Origin of the sequence: Pedobacter agri (genome assembly GCF_032678665.1) — a bacterium.
Taxonomy (GTDB): domain Bacteria; phylum Bacteroidota; class Bacteroidia; order Sphingobacteriales; family Sphingobacteriaceae; genus Pedobacter; species Pedobacter agri_A.
In genome coordinates this window covers 530,575-548,319 of the sequence record NZ_JAVTSH010000002.1, presented here as the reverse complement: position 1 = coordinate 548,319, position 17,745 = coordinate 530,575, and the positions used below count along the sequence as shown (strand labels likewise).

Here is a 17,745-nt window from a genome sequence, read left to right as displayed (position 1 = left end):
TGTTTATCTCACAAATCCGAATACAACATTTATGATGAATACTATACCACTAACTGTAAAGCGATCAATTGAACTGCTTGGTCTCATTGCACTCGTAGCCGTATTGGTGATAGGCCGCGATATTATTATGCCAATATTGATGGCATTTTTTATCAGCATTATGCTGCTGCCAATCTACCGGTTTCTAAAAAGAAAAAAAGTTCCTGAATCATTTTCCATTATTTTACCGATTTTATTGGTTGCTATATTTGTCGGACTAATTGTTTGGTTTTTCTCCAATCAGATAGGTGTTCTCGTACAGGATTTCCCTCAAATTAAGGCCAATGTCACCCAGCACATCAACTCATTAAGCGATTGGATCAGCAGGATTACCCGATACGATTCTGCAGAACAAAAGGCCTTTATTCAGGATAAGAGTGATGACCTGATGAATATGGGAACATCAATGGCCGGCGGTGCGGCTGTAACATTAAGCGGTATTTTTGTATTTATTGGTTTGTTGCCAATTTACATTTACCTAATGCTTTTCTATAAAGATATCTTGTTACGTTTCATTTTCATGTGGTTTAAACCAGATCATCACCCTAAAGTGAAAGAGGCGATTTATGAAACTGAATCGATTATAAAAAGTTACCTGATTGGCTTGCTGATCCAGATTACCTATATGACAATACTATTGGGCGGAATTTTAATGTTAATTGGCATCGAACATGCCTTATTAATTGGTGTAATTTTCGCCATCTTAAATTTAATACCTTATGTTGGGGCGCTGATTGGAAACGTAATCGGTGTGTTATTAACCCTTGCATCATCGCAGGAGTTATGGCCTGTTATTACGGTATTAGGCGTAATCGCAGGGGTGCAGTTTTTAGATAACAATATTTTGATGCCCCGTATTGTAGGCTCGAAGGTAAAAATCAATGCACTGTTTTCTATCCTTGGCGTTTTCATTGGCGGAAGTATCGCTGGTATTTCGGGTATGTTCCTGGCATTGCCAATTGTAGCGGTGCTGAAAATCATCTTCGATCGTACTGAAATTTTTAAACAATGGGGAGTTTTATTGGGCGATGAACGTCCGGCAAAAAGCCCGATGACCTTCCCTACTTTTAGGAAAAGAAAGAATGTGGCTACTAAAACAGGAATTGAAAAAGGATAAGTAAATATTTAGCAATACATGAAAAAGATAACCACTATACTGATGCTCTTTGCCGCCATGCTTTCTGCTTGCGGCTCATCAGACGAAAAGAACGAAGCTGGCGGTGAAAATGACACTACCTTAATGCCAGAGGCAGCTACAGAAAAAATACCGGATCCAATTATTGGAAAACTGGCTTTGGTGGGTGTGGCCAAACTCGGACAACCCATCAACATTAAATTTTCTGTTTATAACAACTCCGATACGGTGGCCAAATTTTGTAAGTGGCATACACCTTTCGAAAGACTATCAAGCAAATACCTGGATGTTGCTTTGGAAGATTACACAGAAGTACCATATCAGGGCGCTATGGCCAAACGGGTAATGCCGCCACCTGCTGACAGTTACACCAGCTTAAAAAAGGGAGATAGTACCAGCGTAAATTTCAATCTAATGGATGGATACGCCATTGGTAAAGCCGGTGTTTATACCATCAAATACAACGCTACAAATGTGAGCGGAATTGTAGTGCCTGATAGTTTGAAGATCAAAGTAGAAAATTAATATTAAAAATTTTGTAATTAAAACTGTTTAGCTTAATCTAATGTTATATTATTAAATTAAATTGATAAGAAAATGGGACTATTAAAAACAGCAATATTAGGTGCCGCAGTTTACGCCGGCTTTAAATATGTAACTAAAAAAGATCCAATTACTGGAAAATCTATCGTTGATGATATTAAAGATCAGGCTCCTGAATGGATCGAAAAAGCAAAAGGCTATAAAAATGATTTCGCTCAAAGAGCTGAGTACGCTAAAGACGATTTGGGTATTTAGTCATTAGTCATTAGTCATTAGTCATTAGGACGGAATGCTTAAAGCATCGTTGGTTTAATCAGCGATGCTTTTTTTTTATGAAAAATATGGTTGCCGTCAACCTTCTAAAATTACAACACGCCTTTACTTCGCACTCGTTATTTCCACTTTGCTATCTGCAGCATGCTATCCGGCCTAGCAGATTTTTGCAGAATTAAGCATTGAAATTCTCGCACAAATTTACATCTTCGAATAACCAAGGAAATATACAGTCCCGATTTTTCTTCGGGACCTCGTATTTCCGCTTTAAGAATTTCGATCCCTTAATTCAAAAAAGGATGCAAGCCTTAGGTTTTTGTTTCTTTTGGGCTAAGCCAAAAGAAATAATCTTTCGGCGGCTAGCTGAGGAAGCACTTACCCAGCGATACTGTTCTATGAAAAATATGTTTGCCATCAACCTTCTACAATTACAACACGTCTTTATTTCGCACTCTCTATTTCCACATCGCTATATGCATCGTGCTATACGGCCTAGCAGATTTTTGCAGAATTAAGCATTGAAATTCTTGCACAAATTTACATCTGCGAATAACCAAGGAAACATACAGTCCCGATTTTTCTTCGGGACCTCATATTTCCGCTTTAAGAATTTCGATCCCTTAATTCAAAAAAAGATGCAAGCCTTGGGTTTTTGTTTCTTTTGGGCTAAGCCAAAAGAAAAAGTCTTTCAGCGGCTAGCCGAGCAAGCACTTAACCAGCGATACTGTTCTATGGAAATATGGTTGCTATCAACCTTCTAAAATTACAACACGCCTTTACTTCGCACTCGCTATTTCCACTTTGCTATCTGCATCATGCTATCCGGCCTAGCAGATTTTTGCAGAATTAAGTATTGAAATTCTCGCACAAATTTACATCTTCGAATAACCAAGGAAATATACAGTCCCGATTTTTCTTCGGGACCTCATATTTCCGCTTTAAGAATTTCGATCCCTTAATTCAAAAAAGGATGCAAGCCTTGATTTTTGGTTACCTTTTTATCAAGAAAAAGGTAAAAGCCTTTCGGCGGCTAGCCGAGGCAAGCCATGAGAAGAGGTAAAAGCCGACTTGATCTCAATATAGATATTGAAGAGACGCAAAGTTCTTGTCGTTAGTCGTTAAGACGGAATGCTTAAAGCATCGTTGGTTCAACTGATTTTAGAAATTATTTCTGCGTTTTAAAGGTTTCCTTTTCTCCAAATAATAATGCCATAACATCATTAAACCAATTGTTCGGTAAGGCTTCCAATGCAATATTCTCATTAATAAATCCTCTTTAGCAGTTTCCTTAGGAAGCCTTTTCAAACTTTTCAAAGCATTAACAGCAGCTAAATCTCCGGTGGGAAAAACATCAGTATGATGCAAAATAAAAATCAGGTAAATATCTACTGTCCAATCTCCTATTCCTTTAACTTCTTTAAGTTGAGCTCGAATTTCAATATCAGAAAATCTTTCCAATAACAATAAATCCAGACGACCGCTCACTAATTTCTCAGCGAGATCTCTAACATAAATAGTCTTCTGCCGGCTAAAATAGCATGCCCGCAATTCATCCGTGCTAAGCTCCAGAAATTTCGTTGGAGTGATCTCACCGATTTTTGCCTTAAGTTTGTTTAAAGCTGCTAAAGCTGAAGCGAGCGAAACCTGTTGTTCAAGAATGATATGGACCAGAGATTCAAAATTATTTGGTCTGCTCCAGAAAGGAGGATATCCGTATTGCTCTAGAATGAAAGCCAGATCATCGTCTTTTTCTGCAAGAAGATTGCAGAGCTGATGAAAGTTATCGGCACTGAAAACAGGAAACATAGCTATTTAAATAGGATATCATACGCAAACCGCAATATCGTTCCAAAAACAACGATTAAAAAGAATATCCGCACAAATTTATTTCCTTTAAGTAATGCCAATCGCGTTCCGAAATAAGCTCCGCTTAAATTAAAAGCCGCCATTGGTATAGCATATTGAAATAGAATATGTCCGGTGGAACTGAAATAGATGATTGCCGCCAGGTTAGTAGCAATATTGACAATTTTTGCGTGAGCACTGGCACCAATAAAATCAAAACCCAACACTGCAATGAAGACCAAAATGAGAAAAGATCCCGTTCCAGGGCCAATCAATCCATCGTAAAAGCCTATGAGTAAACCAAAAACCGCAGCCATTAGCACCTGCTTTTTTACCGAATGATTTTTCTCCTGATGGATACCAAACTGCTTATTGAAATAAGTATAAAGTGCAACCAAAATCAACACAACCAAAATGACGGGCTTAATTACCGAATTATCTATACGGCTAACCAAGAATGCACCAAGCAATGCAGCACAAAATGCCGAACTGGCGCAGGCCGCCAATACTTTAAGGTTAAATTTAACTTGTTTTGAGTATTTAAATGCCGCCAATGTAGTGCCGGCAATGGAAGGAATTTTAGTAGTTCCCAATAAGGTAGCTACCGGATAGTGTGGTAAAATTAAAAGGGTGGCAGGAGTTTGTAATAACCCACCGCCACCTACAATAGCATCTATAAAACCTGCTGCAAAGGCAACCAGGCAAAGTAAAATCAATTCATTAATCAAGATTGTCAGGATTAAAGGATTTTAAGATCATTTCTCTTATTCAATTTCCCATTCCACATCATCCACTCCTCTTCATCCAATTTCCATTTTCCACCTTACATCCGCTCCGGAGAAGTAATTCCTAAAATCAGCATGCCCGAATAAATAATGTCAGCCGTTTTCTTACAAAGGTTTAAACGGAATTGTTTGGTTTCACCTGCTTCGGTTTTCACAATCGGCGGAACCTCATGGTAAAACTTGTTGAACAACTTCGCCAGTTCATATAAGTAATTCGCCAAACTCGCCGGACTATAAGCTTTCGCCGCAATGGCAATTTCCGTAGGATATTTAGCCAACTGTAAAATCATTTCCAACTCCACAGGCAACATTTCCCCAGCCTTTGGATTGCCGACTGCCGGCTTATATTCAGCTTTGCTCAGCAAAGATTTGATCCTCGCATGTGTATATTGAATAAACGGCCCGGTGTTACCCTGAAAGTCAATACTTTCAGCAGGATTGAACAGCAGGCGTTTCTTAGGCTCAACTTTTAAAAGGAAATATTTTAAGGCACCTAAACCAATGTTTTGATATAGTTCTGCTTTATCAGCCTCACTAAAATCGTTGGTTTTGCCCAACTCTTCCGTTTTTTCACGGGCAGTGGTCACCATGCTTTCAATTAGTTCATCAGCATCAACAACCGTTCCCTCACGACTTTTCATCTTACCGTTTGGTAAATCAACCATGCCGTAAGAAAGGTGATACAAACCTTTTGCCCAGCTTTTACCCAATTTCTCAAGGATTAGAAACAACACCTTAAAGTGATAGTCCTGCTCGTTACCTACTACGTAAATCGACTCATCCATATGGAAATCGTCGTATTTCATTTCAGCGGTTCCTAAATCCTGTGTAATGTACACGGAAGTACCATCAGCACGTAAAACCAATTTTTGGTCTAATCCATCGGCAGTTAAATCTATCCAAACCGAACCGTCTTCTTTTTTAAAGAAAACACCTTTCGCCAGTCCTTCATCAACCGTATCTTTTCCTAATAAATAGGTGTTGCTCTCGTAATAAAACTTGTCGAAATCTACACCAAGATTTTTATAAGTTACGTTAAAACCAGCATAAACCCACTCATTCATGGTTTTCCAAAGCGAAACCACTTCCTCATCGCCCTGCTCCCATTTCAAAAGCATTTGCTGTGCTTCTTTAATTAAAGGTGCATTTCTCTTGGCTTCCTCTTCAGTTTGCCCTTCCGCTTTTAGCGTATCAATTTCTTTTTTGTATTCCTTATCAAAAATCACATAGTATTTTCCAACCAGGTGGTCGCCTTTCAACCCCGATGAATCGGGAGTTTCGCCATTGCCCCATTTTTGCCAGGCCAACATCGATTTACAGATGTGAATTCCACGATCGTTAACCAGATTCACTTTAACCACATCATAGCCAAAAGCCTTGAGCAGTTCGGAAACGGAGTAACCCAGTAAATTATTACGTACGTGACCTAAATGGAGTGGTTTATTCGTATTTGGCGAAGAATATTCAACCATCACTTTCTTACCGTTTGATGGATAAACACCAAAATCTTCCGCTAGAATTTCCTCGTTAAACTGGTTTAAAAAATAACTTTCAGCAATGCTTAAATTTAAAAAGCCTTTAACAACATTAAATTTGGTAACGTTTTCAATGTTTGCTACTAAATATTCACCAATTTCATTAGCAGTTTGCTCGGGCGACTTTTTAGATATTTTAGTGATTGGAAAAACAACAATCGTAGCTTGTCCTTCAAACTCTTTACGTGTTTCTTGTATATTGATCACACTTTCAGCAACTTCTTCCTGATAAAGTTCAAGGATGGCTTTTTGTGTTTCGGAAATAATAAAATTCATGGCGTAAAAATAAGGAAAAAGTCCGAAAGTCGGCAGTCGGCAGTCCTAAGTTCAAATGCCGATTGCAATTATTTCATTTGGAAAGGTACTGTATTGCAAATCGGCCAACACAGTCCTCCTTTCCGCTGTAAGTCCCGATTGATTTCGATGAAAAATCGAAAATCGGTAGCTGCCGCTGCAATGAGGTTTAAACCGTCAGGTTTTTGCAAAGAAACAAACTTCAGGGTGCAGGTCTGGCGCAAATCCTTCATCCCGATTCCCATATCTAAATATTTCTGATAGATTTGCAATAACTAACTTATTTTATGAGCGAGCAAAATCCAAATTTTAAAGTGAGCGTAAACACCGAAATCGGAAGGTTGCGCAGGTTACTAATTCATAGCCCAGACAGCGGCTTGGGGAAAGTGGTACCCTCGAAAGCACAAGACTGGCTTTTCGAAGACATTGTACACCTAGATACCATCCGCAAGGGCGAATACGATTACTACATCAAACTGCTAATGTATTTCTTAGATCCTGAAAAGATCAAAGGAAAGCTCGCTCAAATAGATTCAGAAGAAGGAAATAGAAATTTCTACAAACCCAATCATCCCGATTTCCATAACTCAAATTCGGTAATAGAAATTCAAAATCTCTTAAGCGAGATGCTGGAAAATGAATCCATTCGAAAGAAATTAGTAGCCGCCGTTTCTGCCATTGAAGGTTGTACTTATAAAGTTCAGATGCAATTGACGAATACCGATCCGAAGGAACTGGCAGAGATATTTATTTCCGGAACGTTGGCCAACGACACGATGATTTTTGCACCCATCCCGAATTTAATTTTCACCAGAGATGTGGGCACAACCATCAATAACCATATTTTATTAAACAAACCTGCAAAAAAAGCCCGTGTTCGCGAAACGCTTTTAATGCGCTATATTTTCTTCAACCACCCTCTATTTGCCGCTTACCAAAACAATGTACTCGAAATTCCTGATGTAACGATGCACTTCTTACGTCCGGGAGATGAACCTGCATTCAGCACCACGTTAGAAGGTGGCGATGTAATGATGGTGAGCCCGAACCATGTATTGATTGGTTGCAGTGAAAGAACATCTGAACATGGTGCAAATGAAGCCATCAAGTTATTGTTCGACAACAATGTGGTAGAAAAAGTAACGGTGGTGAAAATCCCAAGTAAACGCGATTATATGCATTTAGACACGGTTTTCACACAAGTAAAACGCAATACATGGGTCATTTTAAACTCCATTGCACATTCGCCAAAATACAATCCATACGAACCGATTAATTTCTTAAAAGAGCCGGAAAAACTGGAAGCGACCACTGCCATTCAGTTTACTAAAGCCAATCCGCAAGAACCAAAACACTTCGAACATGTAGAGGCATTGCTGAATGATATTAGTCAGAACGATTTAAATAACAGTGAACCCACAAAAATTATTTACAGTGGAAATAATCAGTTTCCTTACGATTCGAGAGAACAATGGACAGATTCTTGTAATTTGTTAGCGATAAAAGAAGGGGTTGTTTTGGGTTACGACCGAAACGATAAGACTGTTGAGGCTTTTAAAGCCGCCGGATTTAACGTAGTTGATGTGAAAGACTTAATCCAGGATCTGGAAAGTGGTAAAGCCGATGCGGAAACCATGACTGACACTCTAATTTTAATGCCATCGGCAGAACTTTCCCGGGCCCGCGGTGGTTTCCATTGTATGAGTTTACCGATATGGAGAGACGATTTATAGTTTATTTGTCATTGGCTCATTCGTTCATTGGTTACAGCGTTCAAGCACTGTGCAATATGATAGAATGAATTACAAAAACTAATGAACCATTGAATTAATAAACGACTAAACTAATGAACCAGATAACTAACCACCTATTAATGATTCGCCCGGTTGACTTTAAGTTCAACGAGCAAACAGCTGGAAATAACAAATTCCAGGTCGCTTCAACTGAAAGCGATGTGCAAAGCCAGGCACTAAAAGAGTTCGATGGTTTTGTAGAAATATTAAGAAAAAACGACGTTGACGTTACCGTAGTGGATGATACTTTACAGCCCGAAACGCCAGATTCTATTTTTCCGAATAACTGGGTTTCTTTTCATGAAGATGGATCGATTTACCTCTACCCTATGTTCTCTGAAAACCGCAGACTGGAGCGAAAGAAGGAAATATTAGAAGGATTGAAAGACAAGTTCGAGGTAAACCATGTAAGCGATTTAAGTTTTTATGAAATGCAGTATGCTTTTCTGGAAGGAACAGGCAGTATGGTTTTGGATCGCGTTAATAAAATAGCTTATGCTTGCTTGAGCGTTCGTACAGATGAGGAAGTGTTGAATAACTTCTGCATGCTTACAGGATACGAGCCGGTTTCTTTTCAGGCAGTTGATGGCACAAACTTCCCAATATACCATACTAATGTGATGATGTGTATTGGCGATCGCTTTGCGGTGATTTGTCTGGATTCCATTCCGGATCAGGAGGAAAAACTAGCGGTGACAATGAGCTTAAGCAGCTCAGGAAAAGAGGTTATTGAAATTACTTTAGATCAGATGAACCACTTCGCCGGTAATATGTTGCAAGTTGCAAACCAAAGCGCAGAAAGTTTATTGGTGATGTCGGAACAAGCTTATCTATCCTTAACAAAAGATCAAATCAGTTCACTGGAAAAATACGCAAGGATTGTTCATGCACCAATTTATACCATTGAAAAAAATGGTGGCGGCAGTGCAAGATGTATGCTGGCAGAAATTCATTTGCCTGTGAAATAACCTTTTTCTATCGGCTGGTGTCCTCACCTGCCGAAACGTTGCGAGCACGAAGCAATCCTAATGCGAAAGTAGCTAAACCCATAGTCGTAAGATTGCTTCGCGCCTCGCAATGACGAATGATTTAACGACTATCGGCTGGTGTCCTCACCTGCCGAAATAGATCCAAAGATATTTTACAGGCTGCCTGATAACCATCACGTCATTGCAAGGCACGAAGCAATCCTAGTGCGAAAGTAGTTAAACCTATAGTAGTAAGATTGCTTCGTGCCTCGCAATGACGAAGTGTTCGAATTTATTTTCCTATCGGCTGGTGTCCTCACCTGCCGAAATAACTCCAAAAATATTTTACAGGCTGCCTGATAACCTTCACGTCATTGCGAGGCACGAAGCAATCCTAATGCGAAAGTAGTTAAACCTATAGTAATAAGATTGCTTCGTGCCTTGCAATGACGACGTTTCGAATTTATTCCGAGAAGTTTTGTTACTTTCGCCGGAAATTTAAAATCAATATGTCTTTAGTACAAGAATTACAAATACGCTCGGGAAACCAATGTGAACTTTGCACATCAGAAAATACGTTAAGTGTTTATGAAGTTCCGCCAGCTAGTAATGCAAATAGCGATAATAGTATTTTGGTTTGTAAAACTTGCTTAGATCAAATTGAAAAAACCGAACAGATTAATCCGGAACACTGGAGGGTTTTAACCGAAACCATGTGGAGCGAATTTGCGCCTGTGCAAGTGGTGGCCTGGAGGATATTGAGCAGGTTAAGAAATGAGGGCTGGGCATCAGATAGTTTAGACATTTTATACCTAGACGATGAAACTTTAGATTGGGCTAAAAAAACAGGCGATCATGAATCAGATGGTACAGTTGAATTTCACCAGGATAGCAACGGAACGCGTTTATACGAAGGCGACACGGTCGTTTTAGTAAAAACGTTAGACGTTAAAGGTTCTACATTAAGCGCCAAACTGGGTAGCGTAGTTAAAAACATCAGGTTGGTTCATGATAATACCGAACAAATTGAAGGCAAGGTAGAAGGACAAACCATCGTGATTTTAACCAAATATTTGAGGAAAGGCTAGCCATTCGTCGTTGCGAGGCACGAAGCAATCTATTTACAAATGAGATTGCTTCATGCCTCGCAATGACGATCAAACTTATTACCATACCGGTGGTGCATAGAAGTTCTGTAAATTTTCACAATCGTAACCGAATTTGGTTAATAAGGATACGGCATCGCCAATCTTATCTACACTCGAATCTATTCTCAATATCTTATCCGAATCGGATAGATCTACACTCCATGTTGCGCCAGAAAGCAAATTATTTAAGTGATTCGCAATTTTATTGAGTTCCACTCCTGTTTGAATATTGGTTTTAAAAATAGAGATCATAACGTATTTTTACAATTTGTAAAGGTTTCATTCAGGAAAACGGATGAACTTTTAAATTACTCTAAAAAAAATTAATAAAAATTTCAATCAACTGATTTCTGAACATTAAAAATCAATCCAGGCTAGTGTGTAGCGTTTAAACAGTTGAGATCGTTTTGGTAAAACACTAACCTTCAGGATATGAAATCTAAAATTATCTCTTTAAAACAAATCACTTCAAGCATCTTTATTATTTCGTTTTTATTGGTTCTGAGCGCTTGCAAAAAGGACCAGTTAACTATCGATCAGGAAAAGAGATTTTCGGAAGTAGATTTTAAATTCGATCCTTCATTTCCATTTAATGGCGGATGGGGATTAACGCTTAAACCTGATGGCGTAGCCGAAGTGATACCAGGTGGTGATATTTATTACCGTGGAACTTACAAAATTAGTGGTAAAAATATAACGGTAAGCACCGACCAAACCAAATTCAAATTTGAGATTTTATCAGATACTGAAATCAAAGAAAAACAATATGGCACACGACTAAGGTTAGAGCCTTAATAGTAGCAAAAGCTTAATTGTACTAAACCCGAGCGGAGTGAACACGAAACCCGATTCTTCATTGGGTGAGTAAAACGGAGAGCGGGACTAACTCTGCGATGAAACACAGGTTTTGCTTTCCAATTCTTAAAAAATTCTGCCCCAGATTTAAAATGATTACGCAAAACCGACTGCTTTAAATCTAATTAATGTTATTAATCTCCGGAAAACCATTTCGCTACTGCCAAAATTAACCAAACACATTTGATCAAACGGTGTTTAGTGAGGTAATGCGGAAATATCTGTGTAAAACTAAAGCGTTTCCATACAGTAAAAATATTTTCAATAAAGATTAATTCTCGATTTAAAATTACATTTTTGCAAAAATTATTTAAAAGTAAATGCAGAGTTACTCAGAATTTCTCGATCTAAGCGTTGGCTTTCCACAAGAAGGCTTTGATGTAATAGATGATGAATTATATTTTCAGGATTTGAACCTGATGGAAATGATTGAAACTTACGGTACTCCCCTACGTTTCACGTACTTGCCAATGGTAACTAAGAAGATTCAGCAAGCGAAGATTCTTTTCCAGACTGCCATTTTAAAGAACAATTACCGTGGCGATTACAAATATTGCTACTGTACCAAAAGTTCCCATTTCCGCCACATTGTAGAAGAGGCTTTAAAGAACAATATTCACCTGGAAACCTCTTCGGCTTTTGATATGCCAATGGTGGATGCTTTGGAGAAAAAAGGGCATTTAACTAAGGATACTACAATTATTTGCAACGGTTTTAAAACCTACCAGTACAAGCAATATATTATTGATATGTTGCATGATGGTTATACCAATATCATCCCGGTATTGGATAATAAAGAGGAATTTAACCTGTTTGATGACGAAGTTGATATTGATACCCCTTGTAATTTAGGTATCCGTATTGCGGCTGAGGAACAACCTGATTCGCAATTTTACACTTCGCGTTTGGGTGTGCGTATGGAGGATATTATTGATTTTTACAACAATAAAATTGTTCATAACCCGAACTTCCGCGTAAAGTTGTTGCACTTCTTTATCAACTCTGGTATTACCGATTCGCCTTATTACTGGAATGAGCTGGAAAAATATGTAACACTTTATTGCAAGTTCAAAAAGATTAATCCTGATTTAGATACTTTGGATATTGGTGGTGGTATGCCATTTAAAGATTCATTGGTTTTCGATTTCGATTACGAGTATATGGTAAACGAAATTGTAAAACGGATTAAAGAAATTTGTGCCATCCATGATGTAATGGAACCAGATATTATTACCGAATTTGGTAAATATACCGTTGCTGAAGCATCAGGAATTTTATATAAAGTACTCGGCAGAAAGCAGCAAAATGACCGTGAGCGTTGGTTAATGTTAGATGGTTCTTTCATCACTAACTTACCCGATGTTTGGGCTCTGAACCAAAAATATATCTTATTACCAATCAATAACTGGGATGCTGAATATGAGCGAGTAAACTTAGGTGGTATCACTTGCGATGGTCAGGATTATTACAACCAGGAAGCCCACATGAACAGTGTTTTTATGCCTAAAACACGTAAGGTACAGTATTTGGGCTTCTTCCATACAGGTGCTTACCAGGAGGTATTAAGTGGTTACGGTGGTATTCATCATTGTTTGTTACCAAGCCCGAAGCATGTTTTGATCCGCAGAAACCGCGATGAAAGCTTTAATTTTGAGGTTTTTGGAGAGGAACAAAATAGTAAGCAGGTTTTGAAGATTCTGGGTTATTAACCCCTAAATCCCGTAAAGGGAACTTTAAGTTTTTCGATAAGAGCGCTGAGATGATACTTGGCGCTTTTTTTGTGAAATTTTGCCATCTCTAATTGAAAAGTTTTTTTGTTATATTTGAATATGGGACAAGAACAAATTAAACTATTTGATCGCATCATGGCTACTGATGGCTTGATGGGTGGAAGACCAACTATTCGAGGGTTGCGTTTTCCTGTATCTGATGTACTTGAACTATTAGCAAGCGGTATGAGTGAGGAACAAATCCTAGAGGAACATCCCATCCTTGAAAAGGAAGATATAAGAGCTGTTTTGCTTTTTAGTGCAATAAAAGTTGATGAGGACATAATGTATGAATAATTGGGAAATTTGGACTGACACCAATATCTCCCCTATTATTGCAAAATGGATTTCTGAGCACACAAAGTTCAAAACAAGATCCTCTTACAGCTTAAAACTTCATTCAGTACAAGATTTGACGATATATAAATTAGCAAAGATTCATGGCAATATTATTATCATCTCAAAAGATTCGGATTTTGTAGAAATTATTGATTGGTTTGGGGCACCGCCTAAATTAATATTAATTAAATTTGGAAACTGTTCAAATCAAACATTCTGGCGTAAGCTAGAACCTTGGATCAATTCTGCATTGGAGGTTCTCTTGAATGATAATGAAGAAATTAATATGGTTAGTACCACTTAAAAATTAAACATGCAATTCGGTAAAGTAGACGACCCATCGATTATAGATTTCACACTTCCTGCTGATGCGCCAGAAACGGCAGCAATTCTTAAAGCAAATAAACTACATCAGGATTTTAAAGCTTATGTAGGTTGCGCCAAATGGAATAAAGCTGACTTAAAAGGCTTTTATCCGAAAGGAACAAAAGATGAGTTAACTTATTATTCAACACAGTTTAATTCGATTGAATTAAACGCAACTTTCTACGGAATGCCAAGCAGCGAACAAGTAATTACCTGGACAGAAAAAACGCCTGCAGATTTTAAATTTTTCCCTAAATTGACCAACACCATTAGTCACTTTAAAAGACTAATAAATGTTAAGGAACCGGTTGAGCAATATTGCGATGCGATCAGTAATTTCGAAGATAAGCTAGGCATGGCATTTCTTCAGTTACATGATAACTTTAAACCAAAGGATTTCGATCGCTTGAGAACTGTTATTCAGGAATTCCCTAAAGTAATTCCTTTAGGTGTAGAAGTTCGAAATGGTGAATGGTTTTCAAATGCAACAATTGCTGCTGAATTTGAAAAATTATTTCAAGATAACAATATTACCAATATCATTGTAGATACGGCTGGCCGAAGAGACATGTTACACATGCGATTGACAACGCCTACCGCGTTTGTGCGTTATGTTGGTGCAAATCATGAAAGCGATTACTCGAGACTGGATGAATGGGTAGAGCGAATTACCCAATGGAAAGCAGAAGGTTTACAAAACTTATATTTCTTTGTACACCAGAATGTAGAATTGGCCTCTCCGTTACTTTCTGCTTATTTTATAGAAAAACTTAATAAAGCCATCGGAACAGATTTAAAAATTCCGGTAATGGGAAATGGTAATACCCCTGGACCAACTTTGTTTTAGATAATTGCTGTCTTTCTGAGCTTGTCGAATAATTCATAATGGCATTTCGACAAGCTCAATATGACAACCCTCAAAAATTAACTCTTTTTAAAATTGTTTCAATTGCCTTGGTTTCTTCCTCTCCAGGCATAATATTATAGGCTGTAAATACAATTTCATCACCACTAATAATTTCAAGGTCGGTACGCCAACCGAATAACTGATCGCCGTATTCAGGGTTTCCATAACTACCTAAAATTGAAAGACCCTTTTCAGTCGCCGCTCCGCTTGCCTGCATAATTTGCGTACCCATATGGAAACTGTCTATCCAGCTAAACGTAAATTTCTGGTATGGGATATCAAAGCCGATAATCATTTTCCCCGTTAGTGGTTTACCTTCTAAACTGCTTTTGTAATCATAAGAAATGAAACGGCTACCTAAAATCGGCTTAATTTCTGCTTCTGTTGGTGCTTCATCAACTAAAACATCATTTTCGAACCAGGTTTTAGTTGTTCCTTTCCAATCGCCAACAATGCTGTTAATCCTGTAATGAGCACCATCTTCTAAAGATTGCTCAAACTTGCTTTTTGCCATAATCAAACTTAAAAATAAATCTGCTTAAAGAATGGGAAATTGACAACTGGAAATTAATTTACTATCTTGTTTTATGCTAAAGACGCTAGATCTCAGTCAGGTAATTGTATTAGATATTGAAACTGTTCCTCAATATCCCTCTTTTGATGATGTGCCTCCTCATATACAGGAATTATGGGAACAGAAAACTCAGTTTCAAAGAAAACCCGAGCAAACGGCTAACGAATTTTATGAACGGGCAGGTATTTTAGCTGAATTTGGTAAAATCATCTGCATCAGTCTCGGAATATTCAGTTACAATAATAAAACCTACTCATTAAGGCTGAAATCTTTTTACGGTGAGCAGGAACAGAAAATTTTGGAGCAATTTTCTTCATTATTGAATAAACAAACACCCAATTTAGTGTTCTGTGCGCATAACGGAAAAGAATTCGATTTCCCTTACATCTGTAGGAGACTATTGATTAACGGCTTAGAAATTCCATCACAGCTCGATATCTCAGGCAAGAAACCATGGGAAGTCAATCATTTGGATACGATGGAGATGTGGAAATTCGGTGATCACAAACATTATACTTCTTTGAATTTATTGGCTTGTAGCCTCAACATCCCCACGCCGAAAGATGATATTGATGGAAGCCAGGTAAGACAGGTTTATTATGAAGAGAAAAATTTGGAGCGAATAGTTACTTATTGTCAAAAAGACGTGGTTACCACAGCGCAGGTATTATTAAAATTTAAAGGGATGGACATAATTTCAGCAGAAAACATTACCATTGTATCCTGATGCTAAACGTTGAAAACTTAACTATCGATTTCTACAACCAGGATGAAAAAACCTGGTTCAAGGCTGTAAAAACTATTAGTTTTAATGTTAAAAAAGGAACTGTTTTAGGTATTGTTGGCGAATCGGGTTCGGGCAAGTCTGTTACCTCGTTTTCCATTATGCGCTTGCATGATGAAAGATCAGCAAAAATTACTGGAGATATTGATTTTGAAGACATTAGTTTGCTAAACTTAAGTTCAAACGAAATTCGTCAAATCAGGGGAAACCAAATCTCGATGATTTTCCAGGAACCCATGACTTCTCTAAATCCTGTTTTTACCTGTGGCGAACAAGTTGCAGAAGCAATTATTCTGCATCAAAAAGTAGATAAACAAACTGCAAAAAGCAAAACAATCGATCTATTTAATGAAGTGCAGCTTCCACGACCGGAGAAAATATTCGACAGCTATCCACATCAAATTTCTGGCGGACAAAAGCAACGGGTGATGATTGCGATGGCCTTAAGCTGCAATCCAAAACTTCTTATTGCCGATGAACCAACTACTGCGTTAGATGTAACTGTTCAGAAAACAATTCTTCAATTGCTTCTAAAATTGAAAGAAGAGCGACAAATGGCCATGATTTTTATTTCTCATGATTTGGGCGTGGTTAATGAAATTGCCGATGAAGTTGCTGTGATGTATAAAGGCGAAATTGTAGAACAGGGCCCTGCGAAAGCTATTTTCGAAAATCCTCAACATCCTTACACAAAAGGATTATTAGCCTGTCGCCCATCTCCAGGCTTGCAGTTAAAAAAACTTCCCGTGGTTGCCGATTTTTTAACGGGAAAAATTGATGATGCAAATGCTCATCTGCAAACATCGAACCAACTTACTGATGAGGAAATCGCCTCACGAAGAACATTACTTTATGCGCAAGAACCTTTGCTAAAAGTGAAAGATCTTTGTACCTGGTATCCTATTCACAACGGACTGTTTGGCAAAACCACCGACTATGTTAAAGCGGTAGATCATATTAATTTTGAAGTTTTTCCCGGAGAAACATTGGGTCTAGTCGGCGAATCTGGCTGTGGCAAAACCACACTTGGAAGAACGATCTTAAGGTTAATTCAACCTACGTCGGGCAGTATTATTTTTAACGGACAAGACATTACAAATATTAGTAAAACGGAACTCAGAAAATTAAGGAAAGACATTCAAATCGTTTTTCAGGATCCCTATGCTTCGCTGAATCCTAAATTGAGTATCGGCCAATCTATTTTAGAACCGCTACAAGTACATAAACTATTTAAAAACGATGCCGAAAGGAAGCAGAAAGTATTGGAGTTATTAAATAAGGTAGATTTAAAAGCGGAACATTTTAATCGTTACCCACATGAATTTAGCGGTGGTCAGCGCCAGCGGGTGGTCATTGCCAGAGCTTTGGCTTTGGAACCAAAATTTATCATTTGTGATGAATCCGTTTCTGCTTTGGATGTTTCCGTTCAGGCGCAAGTATTAAATTTGATTAAAGATCTTCAACGGGAATTTGGCCTGACCTATATTTTCATTTCCCACGATCTAGCCGTTGTAAAACATATCTCTGATCGTATTTTGGTAATGAACAAAGGTAAAATCGAAGAAGAGGGTTTTCCGGAACAAATTTTCTACGCACCGAAAGCCGCCTACACCAAGAAGTTAATTGAGGCTATACCAGGTTCTTAATGGAAAATGTGATAAGGTGGTAATGTGATGATGTGAGATGAACAGTTTTCCATCAACCATCCTCCCTTTTACATTTTCCATCTCCATCTTCCATTTCCAATCTTACATTTTCCATTTCCGTCAACCATCATCCCTCTTACATCTCCC

18 protein-coding genes are annotated in these 17,745 nt (G+C 38.1%); 13 read left to right on the top strand and 5 right to left on the bottom strand.

Annotated elements, in window-relative coordinates:
* Nucleotides 1-34 precede the first annotated feature (34 nt).
* From R2Q70_RS05960 to R2Q70_RS05950, 3 genes are all read left to right on the top strand, one after another.
* Nucleotides 35-1,156, top strand: a complete 1,122-nt coding sequence (locus R2Q70_RS05960; protein WP_316806815.1) for an AI-2E family transporter — start codon at nt 35-37, stop codon at nt 1,154-1,156.
* Nucleotides 1,157-1,174: 18 nt separating this feature from the next.
* Entirely contained in the window at nt 1,175-1,699 is a 525-nt protein-coding gene (locus R2Q70_RS05955) for a protease (protein WP_316806721.1), read from the top strand.
* A gap of 72 nt (nt 1,700-1,771) precedes the next feature.
* Complete coding sequence (locus R2Q70_RS05950) at nt 1,772-1,972, top strand: YtxH domain-containing protein (RefSeq protein ID WP_316806720.1); 201 nt, start codon at nt 1,772-1,774, stop codon at nt 1,970-1,972.
* Nucleotides 1,973-3,148: 1,176 nt separating this feature from the next.
* Here R2Q70_RS05950 and R2Q70_RS05945 read toward each other — a convergent pair.
* From R2Q70_RS05945 to argS, 3 genes are all read right to left on the bottom strand, one after another.
* The gene (locus R2Q70_RS05945) at nt 3,149-3,796 is read right to left on the bottom strand and encodes a DNA-3-methyladenine glycosylase 2 family protein (RefSeq protein WP_316806719.1); all 648 of its coding nucleotides are present in this window, start codon (nt 3,794-3,796) and stop codon (nt 3,149-3,151) included.
* Nucleotides 3,797-3,798: 2 nt separating this feature from the next.
* Nucleotides 3,799-4,563 carry a sulfite exporter TauE/SafE family protein gene (locus R2Q70_RS05940; RefSeq protein ID WP_316806718.1) on the bottom strand — a complete coding sequence of 255 codons (765 nt, stop codon included), beginning with the start codon at nt 4,561-4,563 and terminating at the stop codon, nt 3,799-3,801.
* A 95-nt stretch (nt 4,564-4,658) separates the two neighbouring features.
* Complete coding sequence (gene argS / locus R2Q70_RS05935) at nt 4,659-6,431, bottom strand: arginine--tRNA ligase (RefSeq protein WP_316806717.1); 1,773 nt, start codon at nt 6,429-6,431, stop codon at nt 4,659-4,661.
* 305 nt (nt 6,432-6,736) lie between these two features.
* Here argS and R2Q70_RS05930 point away from each other — a divergent pair, with 305 nt between their 5' ends.
* The 3 genes from R2Q70_RS05930 to R2Q70_RS05920 all read left to right on the top strand — a co-directional run bounded on the left by R2Q70_RS05930 (nt 6,737) and on the right by R2Q70_RS05920 (nt 10,298).
* Entirely contained in the window at nt 6,737-8,182 is a 1,446-nt protein-coding gene (locus R2Q70_RS05930; RefSeq protein WP_316806716.1) for an arginine deiminase family protein, read from the top strand.
* A 113-nt stretch (nt 8,183-8,295) separates the two neighbouring features.
* Entirely contained in the window at nt 8,296-9,210 is a 915-nt protein-coding gene (ctlX, locus tag R2Q70_RS05925; protein WP_316806715.1) for a citrulline utilization hydrolase CtlX, read from the top strand.
* Between the two features lie 509 nt (nt 9,211-9,719).
* Entirely contained in the window at nt 9,720-10,298 is a 579-nt protein-coding gene (locus R2Q70_RS05920; RefSeq protein WP_316806714.1) for a PhnA domain-containing protein, read from the top strand.
* A gap of 78 nt (nt 10,299-10,376) precedes the next feature.
* On the opposite strand, the gene R2Q70_RS05915 is transcribed toward R2Q70_RS05920, so the two are convergent.
* A complete protein-coding gene (locus R2Q70_RS05915; RefSeq protein WP_010601204.1) occupies nt 10,377-10,610 on the bottom strand; it encodes a hypothetical protein in 234 nt (77 codons plus the stop codon).
* 180 nt (nt 10,611-10,790) lie between these two features.
* On the opposite strand from R2Q70_RS05915, the gene R2Q70_RS05910 reads away from it, so the two are divergent.
* The 5 genes from R2Q70_RS05910 (at nt 10,791) to R2Q70_RS05890 (ending at nt 14,534) form a co-directional block, all read left to right on the top strand.
* Complete coding sequence (locus tag R2Q70_RS05910; protein ID WP_316806713.1) at nt 10,791-11,153, top strand: hypothetical protein; 363 nt, start codon at nt 10,791-10,793, stop codon at nt 11,151-11,153.
* A 380-nt stretch (nt 11,154-11,533) separates the two neighbouring features.
* On the top strand, nt 11,534-12,922 hold the full coding sequence (locus R2Q70_RS05905; protein ID WP_056850254.1) for an arginine decarboxylase: 1,389 nt from the start codon (nt 11,534-11,536) through the stop codon (nt 12,920-12,922).
* A gap of 120 nt (nt 12,923-13,042) precedes the next feature.
* Nucleotides 13,043-13,279, top strand: a complete 237-nt coding sequence (locus R2Q70_RS05900) for a DUF433 domain-containing protein (RefSeq protein ID WP_316806712.1) — start codon at nt 13,043-13,045, stop codon at nt 13,277-13,279.
* Nucleotides 13,272-13,625, top strand: coding sequence for a DUF5615 family PIN-like protein (locus R2Q70_RS05895; protein WP_316806711.1), 354 nt, complete (start codon nt 13,272-13,274; stop codon nt 13,623-13,625). Before R2Q70_RS05900 ends, R2Q70_RS05895 begins: the two co-directional genes overlap by 8 nt.
* Before the next feature lie 9 nt (nt 13,626-13,634).
* The gene (locus tag R2Q70_RS05890) at nt 13,635-14,534 is read left to right on the top strand and encodes a DUF72 domain-containing protein (RefSeq protein ID WP_316806710.1); all 900 of its coding nucleotides are present in this window, start codon (nt 13,635-13,637) and stop codon (nt 14,532-14,534) included.
* A 70-nt stretch (nt 14,535-14,604) separates the two neighbouring features.
* Here the strand turns inward: R2Q70_RS05890 and R2Q70_RS05885 are convergent, their stop codons facing one another.
* The gene (locus R2Q70_RS05885) at nt 14,605-15,108 is read right to left on the bottom strand and encodes a DUF1579 domain-containing protein (protein WP_316806709.1); all 504 of its coding nucleotides are present in this window, start codon (nt 15,106-15,108) and stop codon (nt 14,605-14,607) included.
* Nucleotides 15,109-15,181: 73 nt separating this feature from the next.
* On the opposite strand from R2Q70_RS05885, the gene R2Q70_RS05880 reads away from it, so the two are divergent.
* Nucleotides 15,182-15,895 (top strand): 3'-5' exonuclease, encoded by a 714-nt coding sequence (locus tag R2Q70_RS05880; RefSeq protein WP_316806708.1) that lies wholly within the window; start codon nt 15,182-15,184, stop codon nt 15,893-15,895.
* On the top strand, nt 15,895-17,598 hold the full coding sequence (locus R2Q70_RS05875) for an ABC transporter ATP-binding protein (protein ID WP_316806707.1): 1,704 nt from the start codon (nt 15,895-15,897) through the stop codon (nt 17,596-17,598). The genes R2Q70_RS05880 and R2Q70_RS05875 overlap by 1 nt, the downstream gene beginning before the upstream one ends.
* Nucleotides 17,599-17,745 lie beyond the last annotated feature (147 nt).

Bases quoted from the DNA above. Each gene is read 5' to 3' on its own strand.
- argS (WP_316806717.1), bottom strand. From the start codon at position 6,431: ATGAATTTTATTATTTCCGAAACACAAAAAGCCATCCTTGAACTTTAT.
- R2Q70_RS05955 (WP_316806721.1), top strand. From the start codon at position 1,175: ATGAAAAAGATAACCACTATACTGATGCTCTTTGCCGCCATGCTTTCT.
- R2Q70_RS05910 (WP_316806713.1), top strand. From the start codon at position 10,791: ATGAAATCTAAAATTATCTCTTTAAAACAAATCACTTCAAGCATCTTT.
- R2Q70_RS05930 (WP_316806716.1), top strand. From the start codon at position 6,737: ATGAGCGAGCAAAATCCAAATTTTAAAGTGAGCGTAAACACCGAAATC.
- R2Q70_RS05880 (WP_316806708.1), top strand. From the start codon at position 15,182: ATGCTAAAGACGCTAGATCTCAGTCAGGTAATTGTATTAGATATTGAA.
- R2Q70_RS05895 (WP_316806711.1), top strand. From the start codon at position 13,272: ATGAATAATTGGGAAATTTGGACTGACACCAATATCTCCCCTATTATT.
- R2Q70_RS05945 (WP_316806719.1), bottom strand. From the start codon at position 3,796: ATGTTTCCTGTTTTCAGTGCCGATAACTTTCATCAGCTCTGCAATCTT.
- R2Q70_RS05905 (WP_056850254.1), top strand. From the start codon at position 11,534: ATGCAGAGTTACTCAGAATTTCTCGATCTAAGCGTTGGCTTTCCACAA.
- R2Q70_RS05920 (WP_316806714.1), top strand. From the start codon at position 9,720: ATGTCTTTAGTACAAGAATTACAAATACGCTCGGGAAACCAATGTGAA.
- R2Q70_RS05900 (WP_316806712.1), top strand. From the start codon at position 13,043: ATGGGACAAGAACAAATTAAACTATTTGATCGCATCATGGCTACTGAT.
- R2Q70_RS05950 (WP_316806720.1), top strand. From the start codon at position 1,772: ATGGGACTATTAAAAACAGCAATATTAGGTGCCGCAGTTTACGCCGGC.
- R2Q70_RS05890 (WP_316806710.1), top strand. From the start codon at position 13,635: ATGCAATTCGGTAAAGTAGACGACCCATCGATTATAGATTTCACACTT.
- R2Q70_RS05885 (WP_316806709.1), bottom strand. From the start codon at position 15,108: ATGGCAAAAAGCAAGTTTGAGCAATCTTTAGAAGATGGTGCTCATTAC.
- R2Q70_RS05875 (WP_316806707.1), top strand. From the start codon at position 15,895: ATGCTAAACGTTGAAAACTTAACTATCGATTTCTACAACCAGGATGAA.
- R2Q70_RS05915 (WP_010601204.1), bottom strand. From the start codon at position 10,610: ATGATCTCTATTTTTAAAACCAATATTCAAACAGGAGTGGAACTCAAT.
- R2Q70_RS05960 (WP_316806815.1), top strand. From the start codon at position 35: ATGAATACTATACCACTAACTGTAAAGCGATCAATTGAACTGCTTGGT.
- ctlX (WP_316806715.1), top strand. From the start codon at position 8,296: ATGAACCAGATAACTAACCACCTATTAATGATTCGCCCGGTTGACTTT.